Origin of the sequence: Arthrobacter sp. UYEF20 (assembly GCF_040546335.1) — a bacterium.
GTDB lineage: Bacteria > Actinomycetota > Actinomycetes > Actinomycetales > Micrococcaceae > Arthrobacter.
In genome coordinates this window covers 66,963-91,943 of sequence record NZ_JBEPNP010000004.1, presented here as the reverse complement: position 1 = coordinate 91,943, position 24,981 = coordinate 66,963, and the positions used below count along the sequence as shown (strand labels likewise).

Annotated in this window: 20 protein-coding genes; 8 read left to right on the top strand and 12 right to left on the bottom strand. The window is 66.7% G+C overall.

Features of this window, described 5'->3' with window-relative positions; genetic code table 11:
* Window positions 1-4: 4 nt before the first annotated feature.
* Both ABIB26_RS06230 and ABIB26_RS06225 read right to left on the bottom strand, forming a co-directional pair.
* Window positions 5-2,227, bottom strand: a complete 2,223-nt coding sequence (locus ABIB26_RS06230) for a DEAD/DEAH box helicase (protein ID WP_354240604.1) — start codon at window positions 2,225-2,227, stop codon at window positions 5-7.
* Between the two features lie 416 nt (window positions 2,228-2,643).
* A complete protein-coding gene (locus ABIB26_RS06225; protein ID WP_354240603.1) occupies window positions 2,644-3,297 on the bottom strand; it encodes an MOSC domain-containing protein in 654 nt (217 codons plus the stop codon).
* A 160-nt stretch (window positions 3,298-3,457) separates the two neighbouring features.
* On the opposite strand from ABIB26_RS06225, the gene ABIB26_RS06220 reads away from it, so the two are divergent.
* The 4 genes from ABIB26_RS06220 to ABIB26_RS06205 are packed head-to-tail and all read left to right on the top strand — an operon-like array spanning window position 3,458 to window position 8,081.
* A complete protein-coding gene (locus tag ABIB26_RS06220; protein ID WP_354240601.1) occupies window positions 3,458-4,099 on the top strand; it encodes a Tat pathway signal protein in 642 nt (213 codons plus the stop codon).
* A 2-nt stretch (window positions 4,100-4,101) separates the two neighbouring features.
* Complete coding sequence (locus ABIB26_RS06215) at window positions 4,102-5,322, top strand: glutathionylspermidine synthase family protein (protein WP_354240599.1); 1,221 nt, start codon at window positions 4,102-4,104, stop codon at window positions 5,320-5,322.
* Window positions 5,323-5,335: 13 nt separating this feature from the next.
* A complete protein-coding gene (locus tag ABIB26_RS06210; RefSeq protein WP_354240597.1) occupies window positions 5,336-6,856 on the top strand; it encodes an APC family permease in 1,521 nt (506 codons plus the stop codon).
* A gap of 34 nt (window positions 6,857-6,890) precedes the next feature.
* On the top strand, window positions 6,891-8,081 hold the full coding sequence (locus ABIB26_RS06205; protein WP_354240596.1) for an acyl-CoA dehydrogenase family protein: 1,191 nt from the start codon (window positions 6,891-6,893) through the stop codon (window positions 8,079-8,081).
* A 97-nt stretch (window positions 8,082-8,178) separates the two neighbouring features.
* On the opposite strand, the gene ABIB26_RS06200 is transcribed toward ABIB26_RS06205, so the two are convergent.
* The 6 genes from ABIB26_RS06200 to ABIB26_RS06175 form a co-directional block, all read right to left on the bottom strand.
* A complete protein-coding gene (locus ABIB26_RS06200; protein ID WP_354240594.1) occupies window positions 8,179-9,549 on the bottom strand; it encodes an MFS transporter in 1,371 nt (456 codons plus the stop codon).
* Window positions 9,546-10,079, bottom strand: coding sequence for a winged helix-turn-helix transcriptional regulator (locus ABIB26_RS06195; RefSeq protein WP_354240592.1), 534 nt, complete (start codon window positions 10,077-10,079; stop codon window positions 9,546-9,548). Before ABIB26_RS06195 ends, ABIB26_RS06200 begins: the two co-directional genes overlap by 4 nt.
* A 142-nt stretch (window positions 10,080-10,221) precedes the next feature.
* The gene (locus ABIB26_RS06190) at window positions 10,222-11,496 is read right to left on the bottom strand and encodes a glycosyltransferase family 87 protein (RefSeq protein ID WP_354240590.1); all 1,275 of its coding nucleotides are present in this window, start codon (window positions 11,494-11,496) and stop codon (window positions 10,222-10,224) included.
* 6 nt (window positions 11,497-11,502) lie between these two features.
* The gene (locus ABIB26_RS06185; RefSeq protein WP_354240588.1) at window positions 11,503-12,735 is read right to left on the bottom strand and encodes a cystathionine gamma-synthase; all 1,233 of its coding nucleotides are present in this window, start codon (window positions 12,733-12,735) and stop codon (window positions 11,503-11,505) included.
* 96 nt (window positions 12,736-12,831) lie between these two features.
* Window positions 12,832-14,217 (bottom strand): cystathionine beta-synthase, encoded by a 1,386-nt coding sequence (locus ABIB26_RS06180; RefSeq protein WP_354240586.1) that lies wholly within the window; start codon window positions 14,215-14,217, stop codon window positions 12,832-12,834.
* Between the two features lie 67 nt (window positions 14,218-14,284).
* Window positions 14,285-14,725 carry a VOC family protein gene (locus ABIB26_RS06175; RefSeq protein WP_354240584.1) on the bottom strand — a complete coding sequence of 147 codons (441 nt, stop codon included), beginning with the start codon at window positions 14,723-14,725 and terminating at the stop codon, window positions 14,285-14,287.
* Window positions 14,726-14,889: 164 nt separating this feature from the next.
* Here ABIB26_RS06175 and ABIB26_RS06170 point away from each other — a divergent pair, with 164 nt between their 5' ends.
* Window positions 14,890-15,870 carry a DNA-3-methyladenine glycosylase family protein gene (locus tag ABIB26_RS06170; RefSeq protein WP_354240583.1) on the top strand — a complete coding sequence of 327 codons (981 nt, stop codon included), beginning with the start codon at window positions 14,890-14,892 and terminating at the stop codon, window positions 15,868-15,870.
* A 65-nt stretch (window positions 15,871-15,935) separates the two neighbouring features.
* Here the strand turns inward: ABIB26_RS06170 and ABIB26_RS06165 are convergent, their stop codons facing one another.
* Window positions 15,936-17,531: a flavin monoamine oxidase family protein gene (locus ABIB26_RS06165; RefSeq protein WP_354240581.1), complete on the bottom strand. Its 1,596-nt coding sequence runs from the start codon at window positions 17,529-17,531 to the stop codon at window positions 15,936-15,938.
* A 914-nt stretch (window positions 17,532-18,445) separates the two neighbouring features.
* Between ABIB26_RS06165 and ABIB26_RS06160 the strand changes: the two genes are divergently transcribed.
* Both ABIB26_RS06160 and ABIB26_RS06155 read left to right on the top strand, forming a co-directional pair.
* Entirely contained in the window at window positions 18,446-19,636 is a 1,191-nt protein-coding gene (locus ABIB26_RS06160; RefSeq protein WP_354240579.1) for a DUF1611 domain-containing protein, read from the top strand.
* On the top strand, window positions 19,633-21,276 hold the full coding sequence (locus ABIB26_RS06155) for an ABC transporter transmembrane domain-containing protein (RefSeq protein WP_354240577.1): 1,644 nt from the start codon (window positions 19,633-19,635) through the stop codon (window positions 21,274-21,276). Before ABIB26_RS06160 ends, ABIB26_RS06155 begins: the two co-directional genes overlap by 4 nt.
* A gap of 33 nt (window positions 21,277-21,309) precedes the next feature.
* On the opposite strand, the gene ABIB26_RS06150 is transcribed toward ABIB26_RS06155, so the two are convergent.
* The gene (locus ABIB26_RS06150; RefSeq protein ID WP_354240575.1) at window positions 21,310-22,083 is read right to left on the bottom strand and encodes an alkaline phosphatase family protein; all 774 of its coding nucleotides are present in this window, start codon (window positions 22,081-22,083) and stop codon (window positions 21,310-21,312) included.
* A 184-nt stretch (window positions 22,084-22,267) separates the two neighbouring features.
* Window positions 22,268-23,944 (bottom strand): AMP-binding protein, encoded by a 1,677-nt coding sequence (locus tag ABIB26_RS06145; RefSeq protein WP_354240573.1) that lies wholly within the window; start codon window positions 23,942-23,944, stop codon window positions 22,268-22,270.
* 101 nt (window positions 23,945-24,045) lie between these two features.
* Here ABIB26_RS06145 and ABIB26_RS06140 point away from each other — a divergent pair, with 101 nt between their 5' ends.
* Window positions 24,046-24,324: a putative quinol monooxygenase gene (locus ABIB26_RS06140; RefSeq protein ID WP_354240571.1), complete on the top strand. Its 279-nt coding sequence runs from the start codon at window positions 24,046-24,048 to the stop codon at window positions 24,322-24,324.
* A gap of 212 nt (window positions 24,325-24,536) precedes the next feature.
* On the opposite strand, the gene trxA is transcribed toward ABIB26_RS06140, so the two are convergent.
* Window positions 24,537-24,950 carry a thioredoxin gene (trxA, locus tag ABIB26_RS06135; RefSeq protein WP_354240569.1) on the bottom strand — a complete coding sequence of 138 codons (414 nt, stop codon included), beginning with the start codon at window positions 24,948-24,950 and terminating at the stop codon, window positions 24,537-24,539.
* Window positions 24,951-24,981 lie beyond the last annotated feature (31 nt).

The window sequence follows — 24,981 nt, the reverse complement described above, 5'->3', positions numbered from 1 at the left end:
GTGGTTACCACTTGTTCCGGGGCTTGAAGCCACCTTCGGCGCGGGGCTTGCGTGCCGCGTCGGAACCGACGCCGCGCTCGGCTCGATCGCTGAAGGAGCGTCCGCCACGGTCGGCGGAGGACCGCTCGCCGTCGCTCTTGCGGAACTCGCGCTTGAAGCCGCCGTTGCCCTTGAAGTTGCCGCCACGGTCGCCGCCGCCGGAGCCTCCGCCGGAGTAACCGCCACGGTCGCCGCCGCGGCTGCCACCCTGGTAGCCGCCGCGGTCACCGCCACGGTCGCTCGCTGGTGAACGGCCCTTGTCCAGCTCGAGGTGGATCAGCTCGCCGCCGATCCGGGTGCGGGACAGGGCCTTCAGCTGGTCGGCGCTGAGGTCCGCCGGGAGCTCCACGAGGGTGTGGTCCGCGCGGATGTCGATCCCGCCGATGTTGGCCGAGGAGATGCCGCCCTCGTTGGCAATGGCGCCAACGATGGAACCCGGCATGACGCGCTGGCGGCGTCCGACGGCGATCCGGTAGGTGGCGTTGCCCTCGGTCAGGGTGCGGGTGGGGCCACGTGAGCCGAAGCCGTCCTTGGCGCGGTCGCGCTTCTGGTATTCCGGAGCTGCCGGCAGTTCCTTGACCAGGAGCGGCTGTCCGCCCTGCGCCATAACGGCCAGTGCTGCGGCGATCTCCGAGGCCGGAACGTTGTGCTCTTCCTCGTAGGAGGAGATGAGGTCACGGAACGCCGCGACGTCCTCGGACTCAAGGGTCTCCGTGATGCGCTCGGCGAACTTGCCCAGGCGCAGCGTGTTGACCGTCTCGGCGGTGGGCAGGTGCATCTGCTCCACCGGCTGACGGGTCGCCTTCTCGATGGAACGCAGCAGGTACTTCTCCCGCGGCGTCATGAACAGGATGGCGTCGCCGGAACGTCCTGCACGGCCGGTGCGGCCGATGCGGTGGACGTAGGACTCGGTGTCGTGCGGGATATCGTAGTTGACCACGTGGCTGACACGCTCAACGTCCAGGCCGCGGGCGGCAACGTCAGTGGCGACAAGGATGTCGATCTTGCCGTCGCGCAGGGCCTCGACCGTGCGCTCACGCTGCTGCTGCGGGATGTCGCCGTTGATGGCGGCAGCCTGGAAGCCGCGGGAGCGCAGCTTGTCGGCGAGGTCCTCGGTGGCCATCTTGGTCCGCACGAAAGCGATGACGCCCTCGAACTCTTCGACCTCGAGGATGCGGGTCAGCGCGTCCAGCTTGTGCGGGCCCATGACCTGCAGGTAACGCTGGCGGGTGTTGGCGCCCGTGGTGGTCTTGGACTTGACCTGCACCTCGGCCGGGTTGTTCAGGTACTGCTTGGACAGCCGGCGGATCTGGCTCGGCATCGTGGCGGAGAACAGTGCAACCTGGCGGCCCTCGGGGGTCTGCTGGAAGATCTGCTCGACGTCTTCGGCGAAGCCCATGCGGAGCATCTCGTCAGCCTCATCCAGCACCAGGTACTGGAGTTCGGACAGGTCGAGGGAACCCTTGGCGATGTGGTCGATGACGCGGCCGGGGGTACCGACAACAACCTGGGCGCCGCGGCGCAGGCCGGCGAGCTGGGGACCGTAGGCGGAGCCGCCGTACACCGGGAGGACGGTGAAGTCGTCGATGTGCTTGGCGTAGGAGGTGAATGCCTCGGCAACCTGGAGTGCAAGCTCGCGGGTCGGAGCCAGCACCAGGGCCTGGGTCTTGCGGGACGGGCCGTTGAGGTCGTGGAGCTCGGCCAGGCGGGACAGTGCCGGTACTGCGAATGCTGCAGTCTTACCGGTACCGGTCTGGGCCAGGCCCACGACGTCGCGGCCTTCGAGCAGCAGCGGGATGGTTGCTGCCTGGATCGGGGACGGCTTCTCGTAGCCGACGTCCTGCAGGGCAGCGAGGACACGGCCGTCGATGCCGAGATCGACGAACTTGACGCCTTCATCTTCGGTGTCTTCGTCCTTGGCCGGAGCGGCCTTGGTCTCGGGGGCCTTGTCGGCTACCGGGGCCTCCGTGAAGGCAGGAGCCGCGGCGGCGGGCGCTTCGGCTACCGGAGCCTCCGTGAACGCAGGAGCCGCGGCGGCAGGCGCTTCGGTGCTCGCAGGAGCCTCCGTGAAGGCAGGAGCCTCGGTGAATACCGGGGCGGACTCGGCTGCGGGGGCAGCCGTTTCAGAAGTCTCGACGTCGCTCTGAACGGTTTCGGTGTCGACGGAGTTGTTCTGATTTTCGGGCATAGGTGAAATTTCCTCATCCATAGGGGCCAGGCGGCACAACCCGAGGTGAGCGGAGCCGCAGTACGCGTGACCAAAAGCGTGCCGGGCATACTTTGACCGGCCGGTCACATAGAAGTCCGGCGCTTTCGCAATCCCGTGGCAGGACTTCCCGCTGCAACTCTTGGCTGCTATCCCAGCAGTCTGTACAGCGTTTTCTTTAGCCGGCTCTCCCTATGAAAATGCCCGCATCTCAATCGCGCGGGCCCCAACACTTACCAGTCTTGCCTCAAGAATTGGGCAGGAAATAAGGGATTTCCGGAGTGGGGGATATTTCAATAGTAAGGCATTGATCCGCGCATGGGTAACTGAAGAGGCCGACGGCGGCGGTGAGCTTGCGCACACAGCCTGTCCGGCCCGGCGGAATGACGGTCCGTCCGCTAGACACCCAGCCGGCGCTGCAGCTTGTCGAATTCCTCGTGGTACTCGGGCTGGAGCCGGATCTGGCCGTCGGCATCCGCGTCCCGCAGGGCCTCCATGTCCTCCACCGTGGGATCGCTGAACCACTTGCCGATCGTCACCCCGTGCGTCGGGACGAAGATCCGGTGGATGTGGTCCCCGGCCTGAATGCTACCGGTGCGGCCCACACGGAGATAGGTGCCCACCCTGCCGGCCTCGCCGAATCTCTTGACCCACTGAGGCTCGTGCATCCGCCGCTGGAAGGTGGCGCAGGGCACGCGGGGCGAGGTCACCTCCACCTCGACGTCCAGTCCGATCTTCCAGCGTTCGCCGATGATCGCGTTGCTTGCATCAATTCCGGCGATGCGGAGATTCTCGCCAAAGATACCCGGCGGCAGCGCGCGCTGCAGCTCCTCCGCCCAGTAGTCTGCATCCTCCTGGGAGTAGGCGTAGAGCGCCTGATCCTCGCCGCCGTGGTGGACCCGACTGGCCTGGATGTCCCCGTGCAGGCCGAGCTTGTGCACCCGGACAGGCCCGTCCACGGGGCGTTTGTCGATCGCGGTCACGCCGACGCTGCCGGGGTCACTCAGCAGCTGGTGTACCCGGCAGACGGCAAGCAGAGATGCGGTGTCCATGGCACCAGTGTAGGCCTGCGTCCACAGGCCGCGGCCCCGGCGCAGACACGGGGAGCCCTTCATCGCCCCGGATCCGGAACCCGTTAGGCTGGCGTCGGGAAAAGCACGCAAGTCTTCCGCGGGACAGGCACGTCCTGCGGGCATACGTGAGGGGAACGATTTGGGCAGGGATGAGCCGCCGCAGGATCGGAAACAGCCTCCGCGGCAGGACCGGAAGCAGCCCCCGTGGCAGGTCCCGCAGCCGGAACTGCAGCCGGAACTGCGGCCCGAGCAGCAGAACCCTCCCGGCCACCCCGCCGAGCCCGCACCGCCGGGACTTCCCGGGGACCCAACCCCGCCCGGCGCCGTCTTTGACCCCTTCGCCCGGGAACTGGAGCGGGAACGCGAGCGCGAACTGGCGGGCGCGGCGGCGCGGAAGAAACGCTCGCAGCGCCGCACCGTCGTCGTCGGGCTGGGCGTCACGGCGCTCCTGGCCAGCACGATCACCGCCATGGTGGCCAGCAACGAGGACGAGGCCGACTACGCCCAGGTGTGCTTCAACGACGACACCGGCGAGCGCGTCGAGGACACCCAGTGCGGCAACAGCAGCACGGACGGCCGGAGCTCCGGCATCTACGCCTGGTACTTCTACTCCCGCGGCGCCAGCGTGCCCGGCCTGGGCCAGAACCGGTCAGGCTACCCCAGCTACAGCAGGACCGTCCCCACCGGGGCCAAGGCGTCCACGGGGTACAGCCCCACAGGCGGCACGGTCAGCAGGGGCGGCTTCGGCAGCAGTTCCAAGGGCGGAAGCACGGGAGGCTAGGGATGAAACGACTGATCTCCGCGCCGAGGCCGGACTGGAAAGAGCGGATCGAGCAGCAGGGCCTGGTCTTTTCCACCACCGCGCTGCCCGACGGCACAAATATCGAGTACTGGCACGAGGGCGCCTACTACGAATTCACCGTGGACGAGGTGGAAACCCTTGAACAGACCGCCGCGGACATGCACCGCATGTGCTTGGAAGCCGCGAAGTTCCTCGCCACCGGAGCCATGGGCACCCTCGGGATCGGGCCGCAGGCACTGGAACTGGCGGCCGAATCGCTGCAGGCCGGTGACGTGGACGTCTACGGCCGCTTCGACTTCGTCTACGACGGCCAGGGCGGCCCGGCCAAGATGCTCGAATATAACGCCGACACCCCCACGGGACTCATCGAGGCCGCCGTCGCCCAGTGGTTCTGGCTGCAGGACGTGTTCCCCGAAAAGGACCAGTGGAACGGCATCCATGAGGCTCTGATCCGGCAATGGAAGAAGCTGCAGTACCGCACCGGCATGAGCACGCTCCACGTCGCCCACTCCGAGGCCGAGCAATCCGGCGAGGACTGGATGACGGCGGCCTACATGCGGGACGTCGCGAGCCAGGCCGGCTGGACCACCATCGGGATCAACATCTCCGACATCGGCTGGGACCCTAACCTCAACCGCTTCGTGGACCTGGACAACTTCATGATCAGCACCATGTTCAAGCTCTACCCCTGGGAGCTGATGATGAAGGAGCCGTTCGGGCACCGGCTGCTCCAGCGCGCCCACAATCCGCGCTGGGTGGAGCCCGCCTGGAAGATGCTCCTCTCCAACAAGGCCCTGCTCGCGGCGCTCTGGCACCTCTACCCGGACCACCCCAATCTGCTGCCGGCATACCTGGACGGCCCCGGCCCGCTCAAGGAATGGGTGGCCAAGCCGCTGCACGGCCGGGAAGGGGACAACATCAAGATCCACGCCGCCGGCATCAACCTGGAACAGCCCGGCGGCTATGGCCGGGAAGGCTGGTGTTACCAGCAGTTCCACGCCCTGCCCGATTTCGACGGCAACCGCCCCGTGCTGGGGTTGTGGGTGGTCGACGGCGAATCGGTGGGCTGCGGCATCCGCGAATCCGACGGCCCCATCACCGACTACTTCTGCCGCTTCGTGCCGAACACCATCGACGCTCCGGCCCCGCCCGTTCCGAGCTCGAACCAGGCCCACTCCAGCAAGGCAGGTATCGCCTTATGAACCCGGTGACACTATGAGCAAAGAGACGACGACGGCGGCCAGAGGCTCCGGAGGTCCGGTGGCCGTTCCCGCCAAGGGACTGCGCGCCGGGATCCTGGACCTCGGAGACTCCGTCATGCTGGGGCTGGCCTCCACCGCGCCGGTCTATTCGCTCGCGGCGACCCTGGGCCTGATCGTGGCCGTGAACGGCAATTACACTCCTTTGATCCTGCTGCTGGGTTTCGTGCCCGTGCTCTTCATTGCCTACGCCTTCCGTGAACTCAACAGCGCCATGCCGGACTGCGGGACCACGTTCATCTGGGCCCGCCGGGCCTTCGGTCCGTGGGCCGGCTGGCTGGGCGGCTGGGGCGTGGCCCTGGCCGGCCTCGTGGTCCTGGCGAACCTTGCCCAGGTCGCCGGGCAGTACCTGTGGCTGCTGATCGGCGACGGTTCGCTGGCCGGAAACAGCCTCGTGGTCACCGCCACCGGCGTACTGTTCATCGTCTTCATGACCCTCGTGAACTACCGCGGCATCCGCCTTGGGGAGCATGTCCAGCGCATCCTGACCTACGTGCAATATGTCTCGCTGGGCATTTTCGCTATGGCGATTGTGTTCCGGATCGCGGGCGGCGTCCCTGGCGGGGCCACAACCGGCCAGGCCTTCGACCCGGAGTGGTTCAACCCGGCAGGCGCCTTCGCCGATCCGGGCGCCGTGGTGCACGGCGTCCTGCTGGCCCTGTTCATTTACTGGGGCTGGGACACCTGCCTCGCGGTGAACGAGGAGACGGAGAACCCCGCCACGACCCCCGGCCGCGGCGCCGTGATTTCGGCGTTTGTCCTCGTGGCGATCTACGTCTCCGTGGCCCTGTTGGTGATGATGTATGCCACGGTGGGCACGGACGGGATCGGGCTGGGGAACGAGGCCAACCAGAGCGACGTCTTCCTCGCGATGAAGGACGTGGTGCTGGGCCCCTGGGGCTGGCTGATGGTCGTCGCGGTGCTGGCCTCGGTGCTGTCCTCGACCCAGACCACCATCCTTCCCACCGCCCGCGGCACCCTGTCCATGGGCGTGCACGGGGCGCTGCCGCCGAAGTTCGGCGAGGTCCACCCGCGCAACCGGACCCCCGGCTTCTCCACCCGGGTCATGGGTGCCGCAGCCGCCGCCTACTACGTGCTGATGAGCCTCCTGAGCGAGAACCTGCTTGCCGACTCGATCAGCTCCATCAGCTTGTTCATCGCCTTCTACTACGCCCTGACCGGCTTCGCCTGCGTATGGTACTTCCGCGCGACGCTGCGCAGTTCGGCACGCAACCTCTGGTTCCGCGGCATCCTGCCCCTGCTCGGCGCACTCATGCTGACCGCGGCATTCTTCGTCTCGGCAGTGCAGATGTGGGATCCGGGGTACGGCGACACGCAGATCTTCGGCGTCGGCGGGGCCTTCGTCAGCGGCGTGGCTCTGCTGGCGCTGGGCGTCGTGCTGGCGGCCGTGTGCCGTTTCTCCCCGTCCACCCGGGACTACTTCCTGCAGCAGCAGCCCGCGCCGGCCCGGATGTAGCCCGGGAGTACGGCCGTGGCCGTAGGATGCTGGCATGAGCCGTCCTTCTGAAGTTTCCGACGTTTCCGATGTCCTGGCGATCGATTCCCTGCTGAGCGCCGGGGAACTGGCCATCCGGGAGAAGGTCCGTGATTTCACCAGCCAGCGGATCCGTCCGGGCATCGCGCGCTGGTATGACGACGCCGTCTTCCCGCTGGAGCTGGCCCCGGAACTGGGCGAACTCGGCGTCCTCGGCATGCATCTGGACGGGTACGGCTGCCCCGGCCGCACCGCCGTCGAATACGGCCTGGCCGCAATGGAACTGGAAGCCGGCGATTCCGGCATCCGCACCTTCGTGTCCGTGCAGGGCTCCCTCGCCATGACCGCGATCCACAAGTGGGGTTCCGAGGAGCAGAAGCAGGAGTGGCTCCCCCGGATGGCCGCCGGCGAGCTGATCGGCAGCTTCGCCCTGACCGAACCCGCCGCCGGCTCGGACCCCGCCTCAATGACGACTTTCGCCCGGCGGGACGGCACGGGCGAGGACGCCGGCTGGATCCTGGACGGGGCCAAACGCTGGATCGGGCTCGCCTCGGTGGCGGACGTGCTGGTGGTCTGGGCGATGACCGACGACGGCGTCCACGGCTTCCTGGTCCCTGCCGGCACCCCCGGGGTCACCGCCACGCCGATCGGGCAGAAGCTCTCAATGCGCGCCTCCATCCAGTGCGACGTCACGTTCGACGGCGTCGCGCTGGATCCGGAGGCGCTGCTGCCGGCGGCCCGCGGGCTGCGCGGCCCGTTCACCTGCCTCAACGAGGCGCGGTACGGGATCGCGTGGGGCGCGATGGGCGCGGCCCGGGACTCGTACGAGGCGGCGCTGAAGTATTCGCAGGAGCGGCTGCAGTTCGGCAAGCCACTGGCCGGCTACCAGCTGACGCAGGAGAAGCTGGTGAACATGCTGCTGGAAATCCAGAAGGGCACCCTGCTGGCGCTGCAGCTGGGCCGCCTCAAGGACGCCGGACAGCTGCGACCCGAGCAGATCTCGCTGGGCAAACTGAACAATGTCCGCGAGGCGATCGCCATAGCCCGGGAGGCCCGCACCATCCTGGGCGGGAACGGGATCACCCTGGACTACTCCCCGCTGCGGCACGCCGCCAACCTCGAGTCCGTGCGCACCTACGAGGGCACCGACGAGGTCCACACCCTGGTCCTGGGCCAGCACATCACCGGGCTCGCCGCGTTCCGCTAGGACCGCCGCGCTGGCCGCGAGATGGCACTTCGCGGCAATGTCCGGCGCCGCGACTGCCGTGAACTGTCATCTCGGCGCCGTGCGGGCCAGGAGAACGCTACGCCGGAACCGGGACGGCCTCCCGCTTGCCGGCGTCCTTGCGGATGGTCGCGCTGATGACGGCGGCGATGGTGCACATCGCGGCGGCCCCGAACCAGGCGTAGGTGTACTGGCCGGTGGCGTCCCTGATGGCGCCCGCCGCCAGCGCCGCGGCGGCCGCCCCGAGCTGGTGGGCGGCGAACACCCAGCCGAACACCACGCTGCCGTCGGCACCGAACACCTGGCGACAGATCGCGGCGGTCGGCGGTACTGTCGCCACCCAGTCCAGGCCGTAGATCACCACGAAGACGATCATGCTGGGCTGCACGGTGGCGCTGAGCAGCAGCGGCAGCACCAGCAGGCCGATCCCGCGGAACTGGTAGTACACCGCGAGCAGGATCCGCGGGTTGAAGCGGTCGGTGAGCCAGCCGGAGGCGATGGTCCCGAGGATGTCGAAGATCCCGACGACGGCCAGCAGGCCTGCCGCGGTGGTTTCGGCCATGCCGTGATCGTGCGCGGAGGGGATGAAGTGTGTGCCGATCAGCCCGTTCGTCGTGGCGCCGCAAATGGCGAACCCGGCAACGAGGGCCCAGAAGGTCCGGACCTTGCTGGCCCGCTTGAGCGCCTGCAGCGCCCGCACGGCCGCGTTCCGGCGCGGTTCCGCGGGCTCCGCGGGCTCCGCCGGGACTTCCGGATCTTCCGTAAATGGTTCGCCGTCGGATGGTTCCGCGGCGGCTTCCGACTCGGCACCGTAAGGCAGCACGCCGGCGTCGGCCGGGGAGTTCTTGAGGAATTTCAGCACGAGCGGGACGACGGCCAGCGCCCCCGCGGCGATCAGCAGCGAGGCCTGGCGCCAGCCCGGGTCCTGGGCGAGCATGGCGATGAATGGCAGGAAGACCAGCTGCCCGGCCGCGCTGCCCGCGGTGAGGATGCCGATCACCAGGCCGCGGCTCCGGGCGAACCAGGTGTTGGCGATGGTGGCGGCGAAGACGAGGGCCATCGAGCCTGTGCCGAGCCCGATCAGGAGCCCCCAGGTGAGCAGGATCTGCCAGGACTGGTTGACCAGGACGGTCAGGGCGCTGCCGGCCCCGATCAGCACGAGCGCCACGGACGTGACGGCGCGGATGCCGAAGCGTTCCATCAGGGCCGCGGCGAACGGTGCCGTGAGGCCGAAGAGCACGAGGTTGATGCTGACGGCGGAGGAGAGCACCGTGGTGGACCAGCCGAATTCGTTCTGCAGCGGCACCATCATCACCCCGGGCGCGGCCCGGAAGCCCGCGGCTCCGACCAGCGCGAGGAAAGCGACTGCCGCGACGGTCCAGGCCGGGTGCAGCCGCCGCTTGGGGACCTGCCGGGGGCGTTGCCGAGGGGTGGTTTTGGGCGCGCTCATGCCGCGGTTCCGTTCTGGGAGGGGGCCTTGAGGGACGTGGCCGGGGTGGAGGTGGCGAGGGATACGGGCTCGGTGGTGCGGGTGAGGCTGTGCCAGCTGGTGTTCTCGGCCGTGAGCCGTTCGCCGCAGGCCGTGCACGTATCCGCGGAGGAGGTGCGGGCCCCGCAGCCCGAATGGATCACGAACATGTGGGCCTGCTCGGACGGCGCCGGGAGATGCTTTTCGGCCCAGAGAACGACGGCGTTGAGCACCGGCAGGGCGTCTTCGCCTTTGGCAGTGAGCGCGTACTCCTGGCGGGTGCGGCCGCCGTCGTCGTAGGGCCGGCGGGTGAGCAGCCCGGTGTCCACGAGTGCCGCGAGGCGTCTGGTCAGTACGGAATCGGCTGCCCCCAGCCGCGCTTTGATGGCGTCGAAGCGGCCGTTGCCGAAGAAGATCTCGCGAAGAACCAGCATGCCCCAGGGGTCGCCCAGGATGTCCAGGCCGCGGGCCATGCTGCAGGTCTGTGCGGACCAGTCGGATCGAAGTGCCATGCCGAAACCCTAGCTGACTCTTTTCAAGAAAGCTAGAGGTTGCATCGAGATGACACTTGGCGGCAATAAATCCCCGCCAACACTGCCGCGAACTGTCATCTCGGCGGGGCGGGGGCGGGGGCGGGGGCAGGAGTTACCGCGGCTACTTAACCTGGCGCAGCGGGGTCCGGGAGGGCCGGTAGGCCAGCGCCCAGTAGGCCAGCATGGCGATGCCGCAGACCACGCCCAGGCTCGCGACGATGACCTGCCACTGGGTCTGCGGATCCTTGCCCCACTCCTGCGCGCCGGCCATCACCGACAGGTATTTGGGCGTCAGGTAGAAGGCCACAGCGGAGAAAGCCACGATGATCCAGCCGGCGAGGCGCATCTTCCCGTCCCGGGACGGCACCCGGTGGATCGCGAACCCCAGCGACGGCAGCGCCACGGCCATCCAGACCCAGTGGTGGGACCAGGACACGGGGCTGACCAGCAGCATCAGCACGGCGGTGGCGGACACGGCCACGAAGTTCTCGTCCGCGTCCACCGCCCACTTGATCACCAGCGCGGCCACTGCGGCCAGGGCGAGGGACAGGACCAGCCACACCACGCTGGTCACGCCGGAGTCGGGCAGGCCCAGGTGCAGCAGCAGGCCCTTGACGGAGAGGTTGTCCACATAGGCCGGGCCGCCGATCCGCCCGGTGTCCGGCAGGATCTTCGTCCAGAACGTGACCGAGGCCGTCGGCAGCAGCGCCCAGGCCGCGGCGATGGAGCCGAAGAAGCCGGCGGCCATCCAGCCGAGCGCCTTGAAGTCGCGGCGGACCAGGAAGTACAGCCCGAACGCGAGCGGGGTCAGCTTGATCCCGGCCGCAATGCCGATCAGCAGCCCGGCAGGCCAGCGGATTTCCCCGGCCCGGACCTTTCCGTGCAGCGCGAAGTCGGCCAGGATCAGGCCCATCAGGATGATGTTGATCTGGCCGAAGTCGAAGGTGTCCCGCCAGGGTCCCAGCAGCAGGATCGCCGCGGTGCCGCAGAGAGCCATGGTGCGGAAGCGCCAGTCGGCCACCGCGTCCCGCCACCGGCCGAGGCGGAAGTAGTGCCGTGCCAGCCACGCGGAGACAATCGCGGCGCCCAGCAGCGCCGTCGTGATGAACACCAGGCTGGCCGCGCCCTGGCCGAGCGAGGCCAGCGCCGCGAACAGCAGCGCGGCGAACGGCGGATAGGTGAACGGCAGCCCGTCCCGCGGCGCGTACAGCTCGTTGACGCCGGTCTCGCCGGTCTGCAGCACCCGGCTGCCGCCGTAGAAGTAGACCTCGAAGTCGTTCAGCAGCGGGATGTAGGCGCTGTACAGCACCACCAGGGCGCCGACGACGGCAAGCGCGCCGGCCGCCGTCGCGAGCCAGCCGACGGTGGTGGAGGCCGTGGCCCTGGTGGTGGTCACTGCGTGCTAGCTGCCTGACTCGGTGCCGGCGAGGCCGTCGAGGGCCTGCTCGAGGTCCGCGATGAGGTCCTCGACGTCCTCGATGCCGCAGGAGAGCCGGATCAGGTTGACCGGCACGGCCAGTTCGGTGCCCTTGACCGAGGCGTGGGTCATTTCCGAGGGGTAGTTCATCAGTGACTCGATGCCGCCAAGGGACTCCGCGAGGGTGAACACGGAGGTCGATTCGGCCACCTTGCGTGCCGCCGCCTCGCCGCCCTTGAACTGCACGGAGATCATGCCGCCGAACTTCGTCATCTGCTTCTTGGCCAGCTCGTGGCCGGGGTGCGAGGGCAGTCCCGGGTAGAGCACGGCCTCGACCTCGGGCCGCGTCAGCAGCCACTCGGCCACGGCCTGGGCGTTGTCGCTGTGCCGGTCCATCCGGACGCCCAGGGTCTTGAGGCCGCGGGTGGTGAGGAAGGCGTCCATCGGGCCGGACACGGCGCCGACGGCGAACTGCACGAAGCCGATTTTCTCGGCCAGCTCCGCGTCGTTGACGATGATCGCGCCGCCGACGACGTCGGAGTGCCCGCCGATGTACTTGGTGGTCGAGTGCACCACGATGTCGGCGCCGAGGGCCAGCGGGTTCTGCAGGTACGGCGACGCAAAGGTGTTGTCCACCACGAGGAGGGCGCCGGCGTCGTGCGCCAGCGTGGCGAGGGCCTCGATGTCGGTGATCTTCATCATCGGGTTCGACGGCGTCTCCACCCACACGAGCCGGGTCTTGCCGCCGTCGGCCGCGCTGCCGCCGTCGGCCGCACCACCAGCGGCGATGGCCTTCGCCACGGCGTCAAGATCGGACATGTCCACCGGGGTGTTGCCGATGCCCCACTCCCCCAGGACGCGGCTGATCAGCCGGTAGGTGCCGCCGTACGCGTCGTTGCCGAGCACGATGTGGTCGCCGGGCCGGGTCAGGGCACGGATCATCGAGTCCTCGGCGGCGAGGCCGGAGCTGAAGGAGAACGCGGCGGTCCCGCCTTCCAGCGCGGCCAGCTGTTCCTGCAGCGAGTCACGGGTGGGGTTGGTGCCCCGGCCGTATTCGTAGCCGGCGCGCAGCACGCCGATCGCTTCCTGGGCATAGGTGGAGGAGAAGTGCACCGGCGGCACCACGGCGCCGGTGCGCGGCTCGAAGGCCTGGCCGGCATGCACGGCGCGGGTGTTGAAACCGGGAATTTTTGAGGAAGAGCTTTCTGCCAAAGACATGTGCGGTCCTTTCGGCCGGTGTCCGGGGCGCCCGGGAAGGGCGGGCCCGGGCTCCGGTTCAGTTGAGGAGGTCAGTTGCTGCGGTCAGTTTTGAGGTCAGTTGCTGAGGTAGGCGAGGAGGTCGTGGCGGGTCAGGATCCCCACCGGAGCCCCGACGAACGTCACCATCAGGGTGTCGGCGTCGGAGAGGAGCTCGCGGGCCGTCGAGATCGATTCGAGCGAACCGATCACGGGCAGCCGCGGCTCCATGTGCTCGGATATCTTGTCCGTCAGCTTCGCCTCGCCGCGGAAGAGCTTGGCCGTGAGCGTGCGTTCGTCGACGGCGCCGAGCACCTCGCCCATCACCACCGGCGGCTCCTGGGACAGCACGGGGATGTGCGAGACGCCGTACTCGTTCATGATGTTGATGACGTCGCGCACGGTTTCGTTGGGGTGGATGTGGACCAGGTCCGGCAGCTCCCCGGTCTTGGACTTGAGGACCTCGCCCACGGAGGCTTCGTCGCCGCTGGCGAGGAAGCCGTAGGAGCGCATCCACTGGTCGTTGAAGATCTTGGCCAGGTAGCCGCGGCCGGAGTCCGGCAGGATAACCACGACGACGGCGTCCGACGGCAGGTCCTCCGCGACCTCCAGTGCGGCGATGACGGCCATGCCCGAGGATCCGCCCACGAGCAGGCCTTCCTCCCGGGCCAGCCGGCGCGTCATCGCGAAGGAGTCGGCATCACTGACGGCGATGACGGCGTCCGGGACGGATTTGTCGTAGTTGGTCGGCCACATGTCCTCGCCCACGCCTTCGACGAAGTACGGCCGTCCGGTGCCGCCGGAGTAGACCGAGCCGGCCGGGTCGGCGCCGATGATCTTGACCACGCCGCCGTCGGCCTCGGGACGCGCGGCGGAGATTTCCTTCAGGTACCGGCCGGTGCCGGTGATGGTGCCGCCGGTGCCGGCGCCGATCACGCAGTGCGTGACCCTGCCGTCCGTGTCGCGCCAGATCTCCGGGCCGGTGGATTCGTAGTGGCTGGCCGGGGCGGCGGGGTTGGAGAACTGGTCCGGCTTGTACGCTCCGGGGATCTCGGTGACCAGCCGGTCCGAGACGCTGTAGTAGCTTTGCGGGCTGTCCGGGGCCACGGCGGTGGGGGTCACCACCACCTCGGCGCCGTAGGCCTGGAGCACGGCGCGCTTGTCCTCGCCGACCTTGTCCGGGACCACGAAGATGCACCGGTAGCCCTTCTGCTGGGCCACGAGGGCCAGGCCGACGCCGGTGTTGCCGGAGGTGGGTTCGACGATGGTGCCGCCGGGCAGGAGCTTGCCGGTGCGTTCGGCCTCCTCGATCATCTTCGCCGCGATGCGGTCCTTGATGGACCCGCCGGGGTTCAGGTATTCCAGCTTCACCAGGACAGTGGCCCCGATGCCGTCGGTGACGTGGTTGAGTTTGACGAGCGGCGTATTGCCGATGAGGTCCAGGACGGACTGGGCGTACTTCATAGGTACAAAGTTACCGTCTCGCCGGCCCGGGCCCGGTCGCGGAGCCCGGATACGGCTCCGGGTTCGCTCAGGCGCCGATGTCGTCCCCGGAGGCAGCGGTACTGGAAGTGGTGCCAGCGCCGCCTTCAGGCACGGCGTTCTGCCAGAGGCCGACGATGTTGCCTTCGGTGTCCTTGAAGTAGGCGGACCACCCCATGTTGCCCACTTCCTGCCGGGGCATGACCGTGCCTCCGCCCAGGGCATTGATCGACTCCAGCGCGGCGTCGATGTCGTCGACGTCCACAGTCACCACGGGCGAGGTGACGGTTCCTTGACGGCGGAACATGCCGCCGTTGATGGAGCCCGGAACGGAAGGCATGCCTGATTCGTCCGTCGGCGTTGTCTGGATCATGGTGTAGCTCAGCTCCGGCACCGGATTGACGGTCCACCCGAACGCCGAGCTGTAGAACTTCCCGGCGCGGACTTCGTCGTCGGCGGGGATCTCGAAGTGCACTACTCCTCGGGCCATTACGCTCACCTGATATTCCAAAGTTGGCCAGAAAGGCCAGGCGCGGGCGGTCCACGCCACAACCGGAGTCTAGTCCCGGGCAACCACGGAGTTAAGGGCCTTTTGGCCCACCCCGCCTGCCCGCGGATACGGTGCCTGTCTGTCGTTCATGGGAACATGTTTGAATGACCATCGCAGACGTCCCCGCGGGCTTTGCCGCCGCGGCGGACGCCTCGTCGCGGTGGCACCCGGGCGGTCCTTTCGACCTCATGCAGACCCTCGGCACGCTCCTGCGAGGCCACGGCGATCCCTCCATCCGCACCACCCCGGACGGGATCTGGCTGGCGTTTACGACGCCGTCCGGTCCGGCCACGCTTCGTCTCAGCGGCGCCGGCCCGCGGGCGGACCCGGCCGTCGATGTGCAGGCCTGGGGTACCGGCGCCGCCGATGCCGTCGATTCCGTACCGCGCATGTTGGGGCGCGACGACGACTGGTCCGGCTTTGATGAGCCCGCGTTCCACGCCACTCTGCCCCGGATGGTGGTTGAAGCCCGACGGCGGAACCTTGCCGTGCGGCTGCCCGCCACCGGCCGAATGATCGACTCGCTGGTGCCGACGATCCTGGAGCAGAAGGTCACCGTCATAGAGGCCCGCCGCGGGTACCGCTACCTGATGTACCGCTTCGGAACCCCCGCCCCCGGGGCCGGCACCGTCGCTCCCGCCAATCTGCTGGTCCAGCCAACGGCCGGGCAGTGGCTGCGCATCCCGTCCTGGGAGTGGCACAAGGCCGGCGTCGGGCCGCAGCGCTCCGCGACCGTCATGCGGGCGCTTCGTTCCGCCGTCGCGCTGGAACGCCTCGCGGCCCTGCCGGCGGCGGAAGCGGGGGCGAAGCTGCAGACCATCCCCGGAATCGGGGCCTGGACGGCGGCCGAGGTGGTGCAGCGCACGCACGGCTGCCCGGATTCCATCGCGGTGGGCGATTATCATCTGGCGGCCTGGGTGGGCGCGGCGCTGACCGGGCGCAGGACGGACGACGCCGGCATGCTGCGGCTGCTCGCGCCGTGGTCCGGGCACAGGCAGCGGGTGGTCCGGATGATCGGGCTGAGCGGCTTCCGGAAGCCGACCTTCGGCCCCCGCATGACCATCCAGGACCACCGCGGCCACTGACGGCATACAGCCCCAGGTTCCAGCGGAGGTGGCGCGGACCGTTGTTTCGAAACCACGCCCGTGGGTCATGCCCCCATGACACGGCTGTGCAGGGACGTGACCGTTGCCCGGGCCGACACCATGGCACCGTGCTGCCAGGCAATGGTGTGGCTCAGGTGGTCGCCCGCGAAGTAGATGTTTCCGGTTGGCTCCAGCAGTTCTTTGTATTTGGGGTCTGTCTGCGAGGGCCAATCCACCCAGGCGCCTTCGGTGTGCATGACGCTGGACCAGTCCACCGAGAAGGATGCTGCAACGTCCTTGGTATAGACGGGTCCGTGGATCTTCGCCCCCAGTTCCAACGCGCTCGCCAGCCTTTGGGCGGGTTGCATGGCACCGAACTTCCGGGCCTTGGCTCCAACGTTGTAGTAACCGATCATCGTCCCTCGCTCCCCGTGGAAGCCGCTGGACGGGTACCATATGTTCCTTAAATCGGTATCGGTGTTGGTGATGCCGCCGTAGATGCGGTGGTCCAGTTCCCACCAGCGCCGGCCGTATTCGATGCCCATCTTGCCGGCATCGGTTGGCTGGGCGAATTGCAGCGCCGCTATCGTTTCGGCGGGCAGGTTGCTCGGGACCTTGGCGGCGATGTGCGGAGGCAGTGCGCAGATGGCGAAGTCAGCCTCCGACCGCCGTGTTTGCCCGTCGGAGTTCGTGTAGTCCACCTCGACGCCTGCCGGGGTGTTGCGCAGCCCCAGAACCCTAGCGCCGTAGCAGATTTTTCCCGGGCCGATCGCCTTCTCGAATGCGTACGGAATGCGGTCCATTCCGCCCACGGGCTGGAACATCATCATCGCCTGGTCCCAGCCGAACTCAAAGGAGAAGTAGTTGCCCACGCCGCTGGCCAGTACGTCGCTCAGGGGGTACGGCGGCACCGGGGTACCCTCCTCCTGGCCGGCGCCGGGCGGTGTCAAGTAGCCGCGGCGGCCGGTTCCGGTGTACCTGAAGCTGGCAGCGGCGTCTCCGGGCACTCTCGGGCCAATGTCGCCGAACCCGGTCAGGAAGTCGATCAGCGACTCCTTGTCTGCGGCGGTCAGATAGCCGTCCAGCGATCCCTGGTCGGTGGCCTTGGCCAGCAACTCGGAAACGTAGCCGTACACGTCGGCTTTGGCTGCGCGATGCCGCACTGCCGTGTTGGACAAGGCGGTGTGGTCCTCGCGGTACAGGTAGGCGTCCGCATTCTGGTTCACGAACGGTTCGATCGGGACGCCGAGTTCGCGGCAGTAGTCCAGCGTGACGTGATGCTGCGGGATCCGGGCCGGTCCGGCATTCATGTACTCCCCCTTGGAGAATTGCGCCACCTGCATGCTCCCCTTGAGGTCTGTCTCCATGGTCCCGCGGCGGACGGTCCAGTTCCGTCCGCCCGGCCTGTTGCGGGCCTCGAGGATGGTTACGTTGTAACCGGCCTTCCCCAGTTCATAGGCGGCCGTCAGTCCTGCAATGCCGCCGCCGAGCACAATGACGGTCTTGTTGCGGCCATTGAGTTCGCCCGACCTCGGCGCCACAAATGCGGGTATATCCGCCGGCGTGGGGGTTAGACCCAGCGCGCTCATGACGCCGTACATGACTCCAGCACCGCCTGCTATTCCTACATACCGAAGAAAATCGCGGCGCGTATCAGGCATATTCAGCTCCTGAAAATGGTTTATATGCGTGAAACAGATGAAGGTATCCGGGAAACAATTCCCGGCTCACGCGAGCTGGCCTCGGCTGCCTGCCCACCACCAAGCGAGGCGCCAACCGCATACCGCCGAGCGTTCTCGGCTGCAAGGACAGGGGTCTCTATGTGGAAGCCCCGACGCGACAAAGCACAATAATACTTTGAGCGTCATTGGAGACTTTGGCAACCGTCTTCGGCAACCGTCGCGCCGCCGTCGGGGCCCGGGGAATCATGTCAAGAAGCACTCCTGGGCTGATTCGCGGAATCATTTGATTTTGCCCGGATGGGCGCCCGGGCTTTGGGAGCCTGTTTTGAGGTGGTGGAGGTGAGCAGTTCGCCTGAGAGCGCCTGGATCCGGCGTTGGATGCGGCCGGGTTCAGTGGCTGGTAGTCCGGCCACGGCAGTCGTTGCGGGTTGACAATCAATAGGAGCATCGCGGGGGATGGACTTCCAGCGGGGATCGGAAGAGAATAGTGCAGACTGTTAGAATAAAAACGTGAGCCATTCGGCGCGGTTGGCCGAGTCGGCGAAAAGTGTGCATCGTGCTGCTGATGAGGGGCTGCGACGTAAGCCTCCTCACCCCCGGGGACTGTGCCATAGGGCGGGCCAGATCAATGAGGCCGAGTTCATCTAAAAAACAATTGAAACCTTCCCAATGCGTTAAACCTTGCTCTGTGTGCTGGCTGCCATGGGCGGGCGCTGGGGACGATTCGGGAAAATGGGGCAGCCGGGGTCAACCCTGACTGGTGCTTTCACTTGGTGGACCGCCGCGGTGTCCTGCTATGGCAATTAGGGATTCACGCTCACCGCCAGAATGAAGGTGCGCACTGGTGTTCCGGGTCTCTTCTTGGATCCAGCCAGCGCTATTGGAGAATTCAGATGGCACATATCCTTAGCCCATATGACGTGACCGCCAGCCGACCCGGGCAGGTACGCAATGACTTGGTCCGGACGGAGCCGTTGCCGCCGCTGCGCTTGGTTCGCGCCAAGAAGGCATACACGACCCGCTTCCTCGCTAGTCGCCTGGACCATTCACCCGAGGGATTCTACCTGCAGGACGGAGCCAGCATTGCGCCCGATTCGGGCGATATTGTGCTGGCCAGGATTGTTAAGCTTGGCCAGCATCCCAGGCTGGAAAGCCCTTCCTCCCGCCGTCAGGCGTTGTTCGTCGGCGACGAGATCCTAGTGCCCTATGGGCACCGCTACGCCCCTGACCAGTTCCTGGCCCAAGTCCCGTCCGGACTGGGCCAGTGCCATCTCGTCGCCGCCGGTGGAGTAGCCGGCCTGGTGACCGCTCAGCATTCGCTGATGAGCCAGCCCACACTGCTGGCCCCGGTCGGTCTGCTCGCCGATGACGCAGGTGTAGTTAATCTCCGCAGCTTGGCGCCGCATCAGCCGGACATCACAACGACCAACATGGCCCTTAAGGCTATTTCGGCCCGAGACGTTGCCGTACACCGTCCACCGGTCATAGCAGTGCTGGGCACGTCGATGAATTCCGGCAAATCGACAGTACTGAGTTGCTTGGTCAGAGGATTGTCCCTTGCCGGACTGAGGGTGTCGGCGGGCAAGGCCACCGGCACGGGGGCCGGAAACGACCCGGGAATGTATGTGGATGCCGGTGCGGTCAAAGTCCTGGACTTCACCGATTTCGGTTTTCCGACCACATTCCGGCTGGACGACAACAGTATTCAAGCCGTTTTCACCGGCTTGGTCGCCGCGCTCATCGATTCAACCACGGACGTTGTTCTCGTAGAGATTGCTGACGGCGTTTACCAAGGCGAGACCCGCCGGCTCCTTTCATCCCCGATCTTCCAGGCCGTTGTCGATCGGGCGATCTTTACCGCGACCGATTCCCTCGGGGCCAGCGCAGGACTGCAGGTTCTCCGTTCCGCAAATATTCCGGTTGCCGCTGTGTCCGGTGTTTTGACGTCATCCCCCTTGGCGGTCCAGGAAGCGTCGGAGGCAATCGATGTTCCGGTACTCACCTCCGTCTCTCTGTGCGAGCCGGAGGTGGCAGTGGCTTTGCTGCCGCGAGGTGCCGAGGAACCCGCCCCTGTTCCGAAATGAACGAGTTAGGAGCGGAGCCTGGTGCGCCTGCACTGCCGAAGCTGCTGGTGGGACAGCGGCGGAGGTTGATGGCGCTCCTCGTCGGGACTGGCCTGGGTATGGCAGCCCTATCAGGCGCCAGCGCGTTCTTGGTGGCGTTTCTGTTGAGGGCGACCGATAACCAGACTCGTCTTACCGCGGTAGGGGGCCTACTGGCCGCGGCAGGCGGCATAGGAGTCGGACGCATCGCGGAGCGCGTCCTGGCGGAACGATTGGGCCAGAGCTACGTCCAGGAACTTCGCCGGGGCTTGATGACCGCTGTCCTGGCGAAGATGAACGGACCGTCCGTGGGGATAACCATAGCGCGGATCACCAATGACCTCTCCAGCGTGCGGAACTGGGTCTCCATGGGCATAGCACCGTTGACGGCGGGCATACCGCTGATCGCCGGTACGACGACCGCGCTGTGGCTTCTGTCGCCGCCGCTGGCAGTCGCCATGGCACTTCCGCTATGTATTCTCAGCGTGGCTCTGGCCCTGCTTGCGCGGCCGGCCTTCAATAAGGCCAGGAAGCTACGCAGAAAGCGCGGCCTGTTGGCGGCGCAGGTCTCCGATACCCTGGCAGCCGCGGTCAGTATCCGAGCCGGGGGCGGCGAACGGCGTGAAGTCGAGAAGATTCACAGACTGGGTGGCGAAGTATCCGCCGCTGCCATTGACCGGGCCAGGGTAGGAGGCTATATCCGCGCCGCCGCAGGCGCCAGCGGAGCAGTGACGGCAGTAAGCGTAGCTGCCACTGGTTCCTGGCTGTCGATCCACACGGCCACGACAGCCGCTGCACTGACCCTTGTCGGCCTGCTGGCGCACCATGTGAACGACCTTGGCCGGGCTGCGGAGTACCGCCAGACATTCAACGCAGCGAAAAGGATGATCGGCCCCGCCCTCTCCCCGGAGACATCAGCCGAATCCGTACTACAAGTACAACAAGAACCCAAGGCAGGCAACCCCGGTCCGGCCCGGACAAAAGCTGAGCCGGAGGCCCCGGACGACTTCATCGTGCGGATATCCGGCCTGCGCCTCAACGGGCACCGGCCGGTGCCGGACCTGATCGCCAGACCAGGAGACCGGATCATCCTCAAAACCTCGGATCCGGGCGAATCGACGGAACTCTTTGAATTGCTCCTGGCCCTGCGGACGGGTACACAACTGAACACCTGGGTTGACGGGCAGGACCTGCGCTCGGCACTTGGTTCGGAGCGCCGTCGTCTGGCAGGCTACGCGGCTAAAGGATCGTACACAGAGCGCGGGACCATTGCCCGGGCAGTGCGTTATCGTCGCCCCGACCTGCCGGAGGACGAGACAGCCTACGCGCTGGCGCGGGTTGAGCTGGCCAGCAGGGTCGCGCAATTGCCGAAGGGTGAGCACACCGTGCTTCGGAGGGGTGGCCAGCCATTGACGGTCTCGGACCGTGCCAAGCTCCAGATCGCCCGCGCCACCCTCGGCAACCCACCCTTGCTGCTCCTGAACCACATTGACTTTGACCTTGGGCCGGACGGGTGCCAGCCGCTGGCAAATATCCTTCGGTCCTATCCAGGTGTGGCGATAATTGCGTCGGACCATCCCGAGCAGTTAGTCCCCAAGTATTCGATCTGGGATCTGCGCTAACCCATTCCACGCAATGCTGACCGAGCCGGTCGCCTATTTGAGCAGATCGCTCATGATGGGTGCGTTCTTGTCGTTTTCCGTCAGCGGTGACAGGCCCAACGCGTTTTCGATCGTGTGCAGCAATGAGTAATGGTTGTACGTCGTATCGGACTTGACCGCCGTTCGGGCGGCCGGACCGGCAAATATCGTGACTGACTGATTGCTGGAGTCGTCGCCTTCGTCCCATGTAACGACCAGGAGGGATTTCTGCGTGGTGAAGGCCGGGGAGCCGAGAATCTTGGGGACCTCCCGGGAGAGCCAGTCGTCCCCTCGCTTTACGGAGCAGTCATGCATGTCGTTGCAGAGATCCGGACTAATGAACACGTAATTGGGAAGGCTGGAAGCGGACTTCAGGTCCTCTTCCAGCTCGGTAAACGGCACCACATGGGCCGCGCAGGAGCCCGTGTCCCCCGTGACGCCTGGGTAATACATGAAGGGGTTGTGCCGCACCGCGTAGCGTCCGGAGTTGTCCGACTTGCAGGGCGCCGGCATTCCTTCGGCGTACATCTTCCAGCTTCGTCCGGACTGCGTTAGTGCCTCGGCGATGCTCTTCACATTTGCTGTGCAGCTGGAGTCCTTGGGGCTGCAGTCTTCCGTTATTCCGGCGGTGGTGCCGCCGGTCAAGGCCAGATAATTCGGCAGGCTCGGATGCGTAATTCCCGCGTAGTTGGCGGCCAGGGCAGACTCGTCGGCCAGTTTATTGAGGTACGGGGCAGAACTTGAACCGAGAATGCTTGAGGCGGGCTTGTTCTCCTCGACGATGACCACAACGTGGTCGATCGAGCCTGTGCCGTTCACGGCCGGCGGCGAAGTGCACCCCGCCAGGACCCAGCCAACGGCAATACATCCAATCAGAGCTCGCCTGCCGTATCGCCTCATCCGCCCATGCTAACGGGAGGGGTGCAGACGCGCCACGCCCTGCAGGCGGAGCCGCGTCGCTGGGAAGGCGGCGCTACAGGCCCAGCCTGGCCACGGCTTCCTGGCGCATGTCCATTTTTCGGATTTTGCCGGAAACGGTCATGGGGAAGCTCTCCCGGACGTCGACGTAGCGCGGGATCTTGTAATGCGCGAGCTTGCCGCGGCAGAACTCCGCCAGGGCGGCCGCGTCCAGCGGCGCCGCCCCGGGCTTCATGATCACGCAGGCCATCAGCTCCTCGCCGTACCTGGCATCCGGGACACCGATCACCTGCACGTCCTGGATGTCCGGGTGCGTGTAGAGGAACTCCTCGATCTCCCGCGGGTAGATGTTCTCGCCGCCGCGGATCACCAGGTCCTTGATCCGGCCCTCGATCACGAGGTATCCGTCCTCGTCCATCCGGGCCAGGTCCCCGGTGTGCATCCACCCTTCGGCGTCGACGGCCTCGGCGGTCTTCTCCGGCTGGTTCCAGTAGCCCTTCATGACCGCGTACCCCCAGGTGCACAGTTCACCGATCTCCCCGCGCTGCAGCACGTCGCCCGTGACCGGGTCCACGATCCGGCTTTCGAGCTGCGGCATGGTGCGCCCCACGGTCTCGGTGCGCTGGGCCATGGTATCCACGCTGCGGGTCATCGTGGACACCGGCGAGGTCTCCGTCATGCCGTAACAGATGGCCACGTCCACCATGTTCATCTCCGAGATGACCCGGTTCATCACTTCGAAGGGGCACAGCGATCCGGCCATCACCCCGGTGCGCAGGGTGGAGAGGTCGTAGGAGTCGAAGTCGGGCAGTGCCAGCTCGGCGATGAACATCGTGGGCACCCCATAGAGCGAGGTTCCGCCGAAGTCCTGAACGGCCTCGAGCGCTGCGGCCGGGGTGAAGCCGCGGCCCGGGATGATGGTGGCGGCGCCGTGGCTGAGCGCGGCCAGGTTCCCGATCACCATGCCGAAGCAGTGGTAGAACGGCACGGGCAGCACCACCCGGTCATGCTCCGTGTACCCGAGCAGCTCGCCGATCGAGTAGCCGTTGTTCAGGATGTTGTGATGCGTGAGCGTGGCACCCTTGGGGAAACCCGTGGTTCCGGAGGTGTACTGCAGATTGATGGCGTCGTGCGGGTCCAGTTCCGCCATGCGCGCCTTCAGGGCGGAGTGCGCGACGTCGTCTGCCCGCTTGAGCAGCTCCGCGAAGGTCCGCTCCGCCTCGCTTTCCGGGAGGCCGGCGGTGAGACCGGGCAGTCCGGCGTCCGGCAAGAAGACCAGCTCGCGCAGCTCGGGGCATTCCGCGAGCGCCTGCCGCGCCATGCCGGTGTAGTCGCTGTTCCGGTCCGACGGCGCCGCGACCAGCATGCGCATGCCGTTCTGCCTGACCACGAACCCGAGCTCGTGGCTGCGGTAGGCGGGGTTGACGTTGACCAGGATTGCCCCGACCTTCGCCGTCGCGTACTGCAGGATGGTCCACTCCGCGCAGTTCGGGCTCCAGATGCCCACCCGCTCGCCCTTGGCGACGCCCAGGGCCAGCAGCGCACGGGCGACGCGGTCGACGTCGTCGTTCAGTTTGGTGTAGCTCCACCGCCGGGCTTCCTCGCCAGGCACCGCGGCGGCCTCGATCAAGGCGTCGTGGAAGGGAAACCTCGCGACGATCCGTTCGAAATTCTGGCCGATGGTTTCCTCGAGCAGCGGGACGTCAGTGTCCCCGGCTGTGTAAGCAAGCATGGTGTGACGCTACCAACAGACCGGCGGCAAAAGAAGAGCGATGCTTGGAAGTCCTACGAAATGTTCGGAGGTGGATGCCACGGCCCGGTATTGTGAAAACCATGAGTGCACCCGTTGACCTTCAGGCCATTTTCATCCCCAACGACGGCGAGTTCTTCCGCGTGAAGCTCGCGCTGGAAATCGCGATTGACGAGGTGGTGGCCGAGCCCGGCTGCATCCGTTACGAGCTCACCGAGGCCCGCGAGGACAAGCTGGTGCTGACGGAACAGTGGGCCTCGCAGGCCCACCTGGACACTCACTCCAAGGGCAGCGCGGTCCAGGACCTCCACGAGTCCCTCAGCGCCCTGCTGGCCGAGCCGATCAAGCTCGAACAGCTCTAGCCATGTAGGCTACTCCCGCTACTCCTCCCGCTGCCCGACCCCGAGGACACCGCCCAGCTGCTGGGCGCGTCCGCCGACGGTCCGGGGCTACTTTGGGGCGTCCCGGCGCCGAACGTACGACGCCGGCCCGGTGTTTCGTGTCAAAGTGCCCCCGGACGGCGCCGGGCAGGGAGGTTTTGGACGCGGAGAACCCGCGTTGCAGGTCCAGGGGCCTAGGCCTCGGGGATCTGGGTGCCGTCCTGCTGGTTCGCGGCGGCGGCGGCCTCGGCCTGCGAGCGGGCCACATGGGCGTGGACTTCTTCCATGTCCAGGGCCTTGACCGCGTCCACGACCTGCTCGAGCTGCTGGGCGTTCAGGGCGCCGGGCTGGGAGAACACCAGCACCTTTTCGCGGAAGGCCATCAGTGTGGGGATGGACGTGATGCCCGCCTCGGCGGCGAGCTGCTGCTCGGCCTCGGTGTCAACCTTGGTGAAGACCACGTCCGGGTGCTTCTCGGAAATTGCTGAGTAGGTCGGGCCAAACTGCTTGCAGGGGCCACACCATTCTGCCCAGAAATCGACAAGGACAATGTCGTTGCTCTCGACGGTCGATGCGAACTGTTCACCTGTAATGTCTACGGTTGCCATGTGTTCAACGGTACGCGAGCAGCCGTGCCTT

Coding starts and splice junctions, on each gene's coding strand:
- ABIB26_RS06155 (WP_354240577.1), top strand. CDS start 19,633: ATGAACGAGTTAGGAGCGGAGCCTGGTGCGCCTGCACTGCCGAAGCTG.
- ABIB26_RS06165 (WP_354240581.1), bottom strand. CDS start 17,531: ATGCCTGATACGCGCCGCGATTTTCTTCGGTATGTAGGAATAGCAGGC.
- ABIB26_RS06230 (WP_354240604.1), bottom strand. CDS start 2,227: ATGCCCGAAAATCAGAACAACTCCGTCGACACCGAAACCGTTCAGAGC.
- ABIB26_RS06170 (WP_354240583.1), top strand. CDS start 14,890: ATGACCATCGCAGACGTCCCCGCGGGCTTTGCCGCCGCGGCGGACGCC.
- ABIB26_RS06210 (WP_354240597.1), top strand. CDS start 5,336: ATGAGCAAAGAGACGACGACGGCGGCCAGAGGCTCCGGAGGTCCGGTG.
- ABIB26_RS06225 (WP_354240603.1), bottom strand. CDS start 3,297: ATGGACACCGCATCTCTGCTTGCCGTCTGCCGGGTACACCAGCTGCTG.
- ABIB26_RS06185 (WP_354240588.1), bottom strand. CDS start 12,735: ATGTCTTTGGCAGAAAGCTCTTCCTCAAAAATTCCCGGTTTCAACACC.
- ABIB26_RS06215 (WP_354240599.1), top strand. CDS start 4,102: ATGAAACGACTGATCTCCGCGCCGAGGCCGGACTGGAAAGAGCGGATC.
- ABIB26_RS06145 (WP_354240573.1), bottom strand. CDS start 23,944: ATGCTTGCTTACACAGCCGGGGACACTGACGTCCCGCTGCTCGAGGAA.
- ABIB26_RS06175 (WP_354240584.1), bottom strand. CDS start 14,725: ATGGCCCGAGGAGTAGTGCACTTCGAGATCCCCGCCGACGACGAAGTC.
- ABIB26_RS06200 (WP_354240594.1), bottom strand. CDS start 9,549: ATGAGCGCGCCCAAAACCACCCCTCGGCAACGCCCCCGGCAGGTCCCC.
- ABIB26_RS06205 (WP_354240596.1), top strand. CDS start 6,891: ATGAGCCGTCCTTCTGAAGTTTCCGACGTTTCCGATGTCCTGGCGATC.
- trxA (WP_354240569.1), bottom strand. CDS start 24,950: ATGGCAACCGTAGACATTACAGGTGAACAGTTCGCATCGACCGTCGAG.
- ABIB26_RS06140 (WP_354240571.1), top strand. CDS start 24,046: ATGAGTGCACCCGTTGACCTTCAGGCCATTTTCATCCCCAACGACGGC.
- ABIB26_RS06195 (WP_354240592.1), bottom strand. CDS start 10,079: ATGGCACTTCGATCCGACTGGTCCGCACAGACCTGCAGCATGGCCCGC.
- ABIB26_RS06180 (WP_354240586.1), bottom strand. CDS start 14,217: ATGAAGTACGCCCAGTCCGTCCTGGACCTCATCGGCAATACGCCGCTC.
- ABIB26_RS06160 (WP_354240579.1), top strand. CDS start 18,446: ATGGCACATATCCTTAGCCCATATGACGTGACCGCCAGCCGACCCGGG.